5 protein-coding genes are annotated in these 7,595 nt (G+C 42.3%); 1 reads left to right on the forward strand and 4 read right to left on the reverse strand.

The window, feature by feature from the left end; genetic code table 11:
- On the forward strand, positions 1–891 hold an 891-nt coding region (locus tag EKM83_RS12475), incomplete at its 5' end, for a M78 family metallopeptidase domain-containing protein (protein ID WP_125577882.1).
- 155 nt (positions 892–1,046) lie between these two features.
- Here the strand turns inward: EKM83_RS12475 and EKM83_RS13570 are convergent.
- The 4 genes from EKM83_RS13570 to EKM83_RS12495 all read right to left on the reverse strand — a co-directional run bounded on the left by EKM83_RS13570 (position 1,047) and on the right by EKM83_RS12495 (position 7,366).
- Complete coding sequence (locus EKM83_RS13570) at positions 1,047–1,136, reverse strand: putative holin-like toxin (protein ID WP_072672334.1); 90 nt, start codon at positions 1,134–1,136, stop codon at positions 1,047–1,049.
- Positions 1,137–1,322: 186 nt separating this feature from the next.
- Positions 1,323–2,573 (reverse strand): restriction endonuclease subunit S, encoded by a 1,251-nt coding sequence (locus EKM83_RS12485; protein ID WP_125577884.1) that lies wholly within the window; start codon positions 2,571–2,573, stop codon positions 1,323–1,325.
- Positions 2,563–4,185, reverse strand: coding sequence for a type I restriction-modification system subunit M (locus EKM83_RS12490; protein ID WP_125577886.1), 1,623 nt, complete (start codon positions 4,183–4,185; stop codon positions 2,563–2,565). Before EKM83_RS12490 ends, EKM83_RS12485 begins: the two co-directional genes overlap by 11 nt.
- 13 nt (positions 4,186–4,198) lie before the next feature.
- The gene (locus EKM83_RS12495; RefSeq protein ID WP_125577888.1) at positions 4,199–7,366 is read right to left on the reverse strand and encodes a type I restriction endonuclease subunit R; all 3,168 of its coding nucleotides are present in this window, start codon (positions 7,364–7,366) and stop codon (positions 4,199–4,201) included.
- Positions 7,367–7,595: the final 229 nt, after the last annotated feature.

Raw genomic sequence — 7,595 nt, forward strand, 5'->3', positions numbered from 1 at the left:
GGCGCAAAAGCGATTCGGATTGCGGCTCCGATCATTAAGAAGCTAACACCAGCCGAGCAGAAGCATCTTGATACCACCGATGAGCGCGCCATTGTCGGTTATCGCTATCTACCCGTCTTTGATGTGGCACAAACTAGCGGTGAACCAGTATTAAGTGCTAAAGACTTTGTCAAAGAAAATTTGGCCGATCATCAGAATGTGACAAGCTTATATAACGCGTTCAAATATTATTTAAACCAGCAAACCGACCTTAAAGTCAGTGAAGTGCCTTTAGCGACGCTAAATGGGGCTAAGGGGTATTTTCAACCCAGCACTAATGAAATCGTCATTAGTGGCGATGAGCCCGATAATGCTTTAAAATTGAAGACGTTATATCATGAATATGCGCATAGTCAGTTACATGGGTTAAAATCAGCCTTTAAAGATCGGCCACGAGCCTATCAGGAAACCCAAGCCGAAGCGGTTGCGTATGTTGCCATGCAAAATATTGGCGTTGATACCAGCAACTACTCACTCGGTTACGTGGCCACCTGGGCTAAAGATAAAGCCGTGATCCATAGTGCTTTAAGTGAGATCCAGCAAGTGAGCAACAAAGTGATTGAGCTTAGCGACGGGTTAATCAAACAATTAGGCTTACAAGAAGCCCAAAAAGAGCCTGAGCATGATCTAAAAAAGTTATTAGCCCATGATCTTAATCAGTCCTACCAAGGCTTGCAACAACAAATTCAACAAACAACTAGTCCACAACAAAAAGCGCAATTAAAAAATCAGTTAAACGATGTGCACCAAGAAATTAGTGATCGAACTCAAAAACAACTGAAAGCATTTGCTAAACAGAATCCAGAAATTAAACAACCAGATTCTGAACCTGATCAAAGCCTAAAACGTTAGCCAGTTTTTAAGGGACATGCTATAATGTAATAGAAAAAGGAAGTCTTGCGCTAACAAGACTTCCCGCGCAAGCCGCTTCAAAGGCGGTGGCATTAGTTAAAAAATGATAGTTGAGTCACCCTGTAACCTAGCCAAAGTTACGCAGGGCGGCTTTTTTATTTGTTCCTTTTGTCGATGTATGTTAGCAACGCTAAAATAAACATTGCAAACAGCAACATCAACGAGAGTGTCTGGAAGACGCTCATTGACTGTGAAACCTTCCTGAAGATTATTCCATGTTCCCATGGGCCTCACCTCGCAAGGGAAAAGACAGCCACCGCCCTTAAAACTTCCTGCGTAATCCATTATACAAGTGAATTAAGTATTGACCAAGCACAATAAAAATTAAGTCATGGGGTTTCATAGGATCCTAAATTTGATCAAATTAAGAATCAGCAAAACATCTTTTGTAGATACCCTTTTTTAAGTTCTTGGAGTTTTTCAAGCTTACGCTGATGAAGAGCGATAGTATTGTCTAACTGTTTGAAGAATGATCCGATTCTTTGTTGTTCTTCATAACTTGGGACACTTATTTCAAAGATAGAGTATTCTTTTGCATTTACCCCAGGCTGTCCTGATCTTTGTGATGTAACTCGAATAAAATTTTCGTAAGAACTTGTGAGTGTATGCTGAAATATAAAATTTGAATCAACTCCAGATTTTATTCTTGCTCTTATTAGGAAACCTGCATAGTAGACCAATCCATCAGAATCACTGTATATATAAGTTTTTCCTACACTTGCTCCAGTACGAGCAAATAAAATATCGCCATATTGTAATTTATAGTTATCTGCTGAACTTAAGTCTATATCAGGAGAAGTTAAAGATTCATGATCAAATTTTCGACTCGAATCATCTATATCTGTAATGCGAATATATTTATGGATTCCATCAAATTCTTTAGCTGATGCATTAAGTCCATATTCGAAACTAGTAGCCAAATCACCTAACTTACGCTCTTCCCAAGCGTCAGCAAACCCTGCAAATCTTAATTGCGGGAACTTGCTACCATTTTTGGGGAACAATTTCTGCAAATAGCCCTGTTTAAGTTTCTTAAGCTTAGCTAACTTACGCTGATGAAGAGCGATAGTATTGTCTAACTGCTTGAAGAACGAACCAATTTGTTGTTGTTCTTCGAGTTTAGGAACTGGAACTTCCATATTCATGACCTTTGTTTTAGAAATGTTATATCGTGAAATTCCTTGAGCTAGAAACATAAATTTCCTACGAATTACTGGTGAGCGAAGCATAAACGCAAGATAATATGGGGCGAATATTTTATCAGGACGATAGCCAAAGCTAAAACTATTTAAATACACATTATCTTTATTCCCTAGCCAAACAGAGGACATTCCTACTTCTTCTGGTGTTTCAGATGATGTTGTAAAGAACACATCACCATACTCAACTGAATTTTGTTTTGCATCAACTTCAATATTATCTATCATTTCTAAATCTGATACTGGATTGCTAAATACATTCATGTATGTCACAAATTTTGCATCACCATGACCGAAATCCTCTTTTGTTTTACCGGACAATCCTGTGAAAGTTTTTCCAATTTTCCCCAATTTACGCTGTTCCCAAGGATCATCGAAGTCTTTAAATCTTAATTGTGGATATTTAGCTTGGTTATCTTTCATTGTGGTCCTCCGGTTTTGATTGGTTATTAACGTGGGTGGCTACTAACTGGCTGGCTAACTCGTTAAAGGCCTGGTCACTTTGACTGATTTCCTCGTCCAATTGCTTCAGATCAGCTTTAACTTGGTCCAGATCGATCTCGGGTTCCGGTTCAAACGTATCAACGTAGCGCGGAATATTTAAGTTGTAGTCATTCTCCTTGATTTCCGCCGGTGAGGCCACGTGGGCATATTTATCGACATCTTGTCGGTTTTGATAAGTGGTCACAATTTTTTGAATATTGGCTGCCGTTAGCTTATTTTGATTCTTGTCCTTTTCAAATTCCCAGGACGCATCAATAAATAAGACGTCATCAGTGGTTTTGTGTTTCTTTAAAATCATAATCAACGTTGGAATACTGGTGGAATGAAAGATATTAGCGGGTAGCCCAATAATGGCATCAATCCGGTTATCCAGCAGAAGCTTTTGACGAATCTTACCTTCCTTAGCCCCCCGAAATAACACGCCATGGGGTAAGACAATGCCCATAGTCCCGTGTTCCTGCAAATGATAAAAGCCGTGTAGCAGAAAGGCAAAGTCGGCTTTAGATTTAGGCGGTAAGACGCCATAGTCGCGGAAGCGGGGATCGGACAAGCGTTTGTCACTGTTATCCCAGTGTGCCGAGTAGGGCGGGTTCATGACGACCGCATCAAATAAGTAAGGTTCGTCAACCGGCCAATCTTTACTTAACGTGTCACCATTGCGTAAGTGCATATCGTCATACGAGACGCCATGTAACATGAGGTTCATACGGGCCAGGTTATAGGTCGTGGTGTTCAATTCTTGGCCGTGATAACTCACTAAATTGGGGTCTTGCACATGTTGTCCCACATTCAACAGCAGTGAACCAGAACCAACTGCTGGATCATAGATAGTCCGCACTTGTTTATCACCTGCATTGCGCTGATAAGTCACAATCTGGGCAATAATGTCGGACACTTGCCGCGGGGTATAAAATTCCCCCGCTTTCTTACCAGAATCACTGGCAAATTGCGCAATTAAGTATTCATAGGCGTCACCTAAGACGTCGCCTTGATGATGAACGAGATCAATCGCATTCAAAGCTAACATGGTATCACTAATGGTTTGGTTCCGTTGTTGTAAAGAACTGCCCAATTTACTACTACTTAAATCCACATCGGCAAACAAGCCCGAAAAGTCTTGTGCTGACGATAGATTTTGCGTCGACTGTTCCAGATCATGAAGTGCTTGGGATAAATCATCTAATGCAAAAGTATGGGCTTGAATCTTGCCAATCAGGGTGGCGTACAACGCCTGGGGTTGAATTAAATAGCCGAGTGTGTTTTGCAAATACTCAACTAAACTGGGCTGTACCGCGATGCCTTCCAACTCAAACTGAGGATCCATATACTGGGCATATTTCTGGGTGACATTTTCGGTTTCACCCGCCCAATCACTAAAGGTTGTTAAGGTTTTCTCGGATAGAAACCGATAAAAAATTAACCCTAACAAGTAATTTTTATATTCGGAAGCGTCCATTTTCCCGCGTAAGACATCGGCTGCATTCCATAGGGCGCTTTCAAGTTGACTAGCTTGCGTTGTTTTTTCTGACATTGTTTAACCTCACTTATTTTTGTAAATAGATTGCTAAATCGTGTTCAATAAACTGCCGCCAAGCGGCTTGGGATTTAATCCGGTATAGTGGCAAAATAGCTGGAATCTTCGGTCCAGTGGCAGTTTGAGCTTGTAAGGCCGCTGCTAAATTCGCTGACTGCGTTAATTCTTGTTCATGATGCCATTCATCAGTTCCCACGGTGTGTTCACGCGCCACTCGCAATAGGGCTGCTTGATCTAAGCCCCACGTATGGGCAAAGGTCGTCGTTTTTTGGACCAATTGTTTCTGGGCGTAATCAGCCACCAACTCCCGAGCGTTCAACGCTACTGGTGCTTGATTTGGGTCACTCTGTTGCTGCGACTGTTGCATTTGTTGCTCAATATAGGGCATGGCTTCGCGAATTAATTGGGCCTGTTGCGGTTGTGTTTCCGCTAATTTATTCAAACTAGCCTGGACTTTGGCACTATTTTGCAGGTAATCCGTCATATGCGCTTGGGCCTGATCGGGTGTCGAGTACCGTTGCTGTTCATCAATCCAGTCTTGAATTAATTGCGTCAAATAATCATAGTCCACCAAGACGACTGAGCCAACGGCTAAGGAAAAGTCTAAAGCCGCTAATTCTTCGGGGACTTTTTCAGGTTCTTGGTTAGTAACCGCCGCTTTGATTCGCAGATATTTACCCGTATAGGACTCTACTTCGGACTGAGCGATCCCAAAGGCCTTTTCGCTGTTCTCCCAAGTAAAATCATTGTACATCGATAGCGAGTTCAATTGTTGATTCACTTGGCGAAAGGCTTTCACAAATTGCACCTTGGCCGTGGTTCCTTTCAGGTCATCGGCCGCCGTCGGCGTCGGGGCAATGGTTTTTAAATCGACCACGGCCTTTTGAAATTTTAAGACGGCCTGCTGATAAGTGGGACGAATGATGACATTAAAGGAGCCTTCGCCACTATATAACTTGTAAGCTTCACGTTCATTAGCTTCCATGATTGCTGGCACCCGAAAGGTCACAATTTGGCCTTCTTGTTTTAATTCCCGGTTTTGGAGCCGGTTGGTGCGTGAGTAGGCTTGAATGAGTTCTTGATAAGCTAAGGTGCGGTCAACAAAGAGCGTGTTTAGCCGAGGGGCATCAAAGCCTGTTAATAAACGGCGTACGACAATCACTAAATTTATTTCTTGATCCGTTTGTAAATGAGCAAAGACCGCCTCACGCCGAGCAGCCCGTTTTGCGACATCTTCGTTATAGAGATTCAGATCGGCTAAATCAAAATTAGTGTGATACTGCTGGTTATAATCTTTTAAAATGGTGGCCATTTGGTCATGTTTGTGCGCACTCTGATCTTCGTTTTCACTTAATGAATAAGTAATCGCAATCCGGGGCCAATCAGGATCTAGCTGATTGTGAGTAGTCTTTTTAGCGGCTTTAAAGGCTTGATAATAGCGTTGCGCCATTTCAATGGAACTGGTGGTCAAAATAGCATTGTAGTTGCCATGACCCAAACTCGTTTTACGCGGGCCTTTTTGTAAAATATATTGAACAACTTGGTTAATATGTTCATCGGTCTCAAAGTCAGCCGGAGTTAAATACGTTTCTTCCAAGTCCTTGACTGACATCGCTTGAATCTTGGCTTGAATTTTTGTTTCATCAGCTGTATTCAGCAGGCGGCCTTGCTTATCGCGACGTGCTTTGACGCGCTGGGTTTCTTTCTCGAGGGCCCGGGTTATTAACGTATCTTTGCCAATTGTTGTTACATGTTCGACGTTAAACGGTAACACGGCTTGGTCCTCTAAGGCATCTCGCAAGTTATAAACGTGACAGACTTTACCAAATAGCTCCTCAGTCGTGACCGCTAGATCACCCTTGAGCTGTTTCTTATTTTCATTAAAGATGGGGGTGCCGGTGTAACCATACCAATTACTATTGACAAACGCTGCCCGAATTTCCTTTTGCATCTTACCAAACTGCGACCGGTGGGCTTCGTCAACAAAGAAGATCACCCGTTGCTTTAAAGTCTTACTAAAGCGGGATTGCTTACCGGTTGCCAACTGGGCTTGCGTTTTTTTGACCGCCCGATGAAGTTTTTGAATCGAGGTGACCAAGACCTTACCGTCGTTTTGTTGCAACTTACGCATTAAATCACCGGTATTTTGGGCTTCGTTAATGGCAATATCGTCATTGGCAGCATAGGCACTAAAGTTGCTAGTTGTCTGTTCGTCTAAATCCCGCCGGTCAACTAAAAAGATGACCTTATCGACACCAGGATCTTGCGCAGCTAATTTAGCGGTTTTATATGAAGTGAGCGTTTTACCAGAACCCGTGGTATGCCAAACAAAGCCATCTTGATGGTCGTGAATCCGGTGCATCACGGCTTCAATAGCATAAATCTGGTAAGGCCGTAAGAGAATTAGGCTTTGCCGCTCTTGGTCGATGACCGTATATTCACTGACCATTTTGTGAGCCATGGGAATATTAAGGACTTGGCGCGTGAACGCTAAGCCGTTTTCCACGGGGTGATTATCCCGCGTCCGCCAATTAAACAAAAAGGCTTTATTGAAATGATCCGGTTCGGCATTCGCAAAATACGCCGTACTATCCGGCGTCATAATCACAAACATTTGCAACAGCGAGTAAATTCCCGTATATTTACCTTCCTGCGCGTATTTTTCAATTTGATTAAAAGCCTGGTTAAGTTCGACCGTGGCTTTTTTTAGTTCCAATTGAATTAAGGGTAACCCATTAATCAATAGGGTTACGTCAAAACGGCGATCAGGATCGACATCTTGAGTACCAGCTAACCGTGGTCGCACTGCTTGTCGCACCACTTCATAACTAGATTTACCGCCAGCAACGTCCGCTTTCCAAAACAACTCGAGCGTCACCGTGCCCAGCTTAGCATCATCACGTTCAACTTCAACTTTGCCAATGCCATTTTCGGCGGTTAGTAACTTAGCTGCTTCGTAAGGTGTCCGGACCTCAATCGCCCGTTTAACCTGATTAAATTCGGTATCAGTTAAAGGGTGTCCCTGCAATTTAGCATAGTTATTGTTATTTAATTTATCGCGAAAATTAGCCCATAATTGATCCGGCGTCGCACCATACAGGTCTTTTCGTTCCACCCATTGATTACTTCCGGTCGTTAAGGTTTTAACAACTTCTTTTTCAAATGACAGTTCCAACATAAAAACATTCCTTCCCCCACCTTTAAATTACTCACTAGTTTATTATACGCGAACAGATTAGCGTTTAGGCTTCATAATTTGGTAGATTGTAAAATTAATCCGAACGCTGTTCGGACAAAAAAGATCAGCTTCCTTTAAAATGGTGTTTACCACAAACCCATCTTTTAGGAGCTGATCTTTTGTCTAGTATAACCTATTCCGAACGAATTAAAATCGAAACCTTTTGTGA

Origin of the sequence: Levilactobacillus angrenensis (assembly GCF_003946085.1) — a bacterium.
GTDB classification, from domain to species: Bacteria; Bacillota; Bacilli; order Lactobacillales; family Lactobacillaceae; genus Levilactobacillus; species Levilactobacillus angrenensis.

Bases quoted from the DNA above. Each gene is read 5' to 3' on its own strand.
- EKM83_RS13570 (WP_072672334.1), bottom strand. From the start codon at position 1,136: ATGAGCGTCTTCCAGACACTCTCGTTGATGTTGCTGTTTGCAATGTTT.
- EKM83_RS12485 (WP_125577884.1), bottom strand. From the start codon at position 2,573: ATGAAAGATAACCAAGCTAAATATCCACAATTAAGATTTAAAGACTTC.
- EKM83_RS12490 (WP_125577886.1), bottom strand. From the start codon at position 4,185: ATGTCAGAAAAAACAACGCAAGCTAGTCAACTTGAAAGCGCCCTATGG.
- EKM83_RS12495 (WP_125577888.1), bottom strand. From the start codon at position 7,366: ATGTTGGAACTGTCATTTGAAAAAGAAGTTGTTAAAACCTTAACGACC.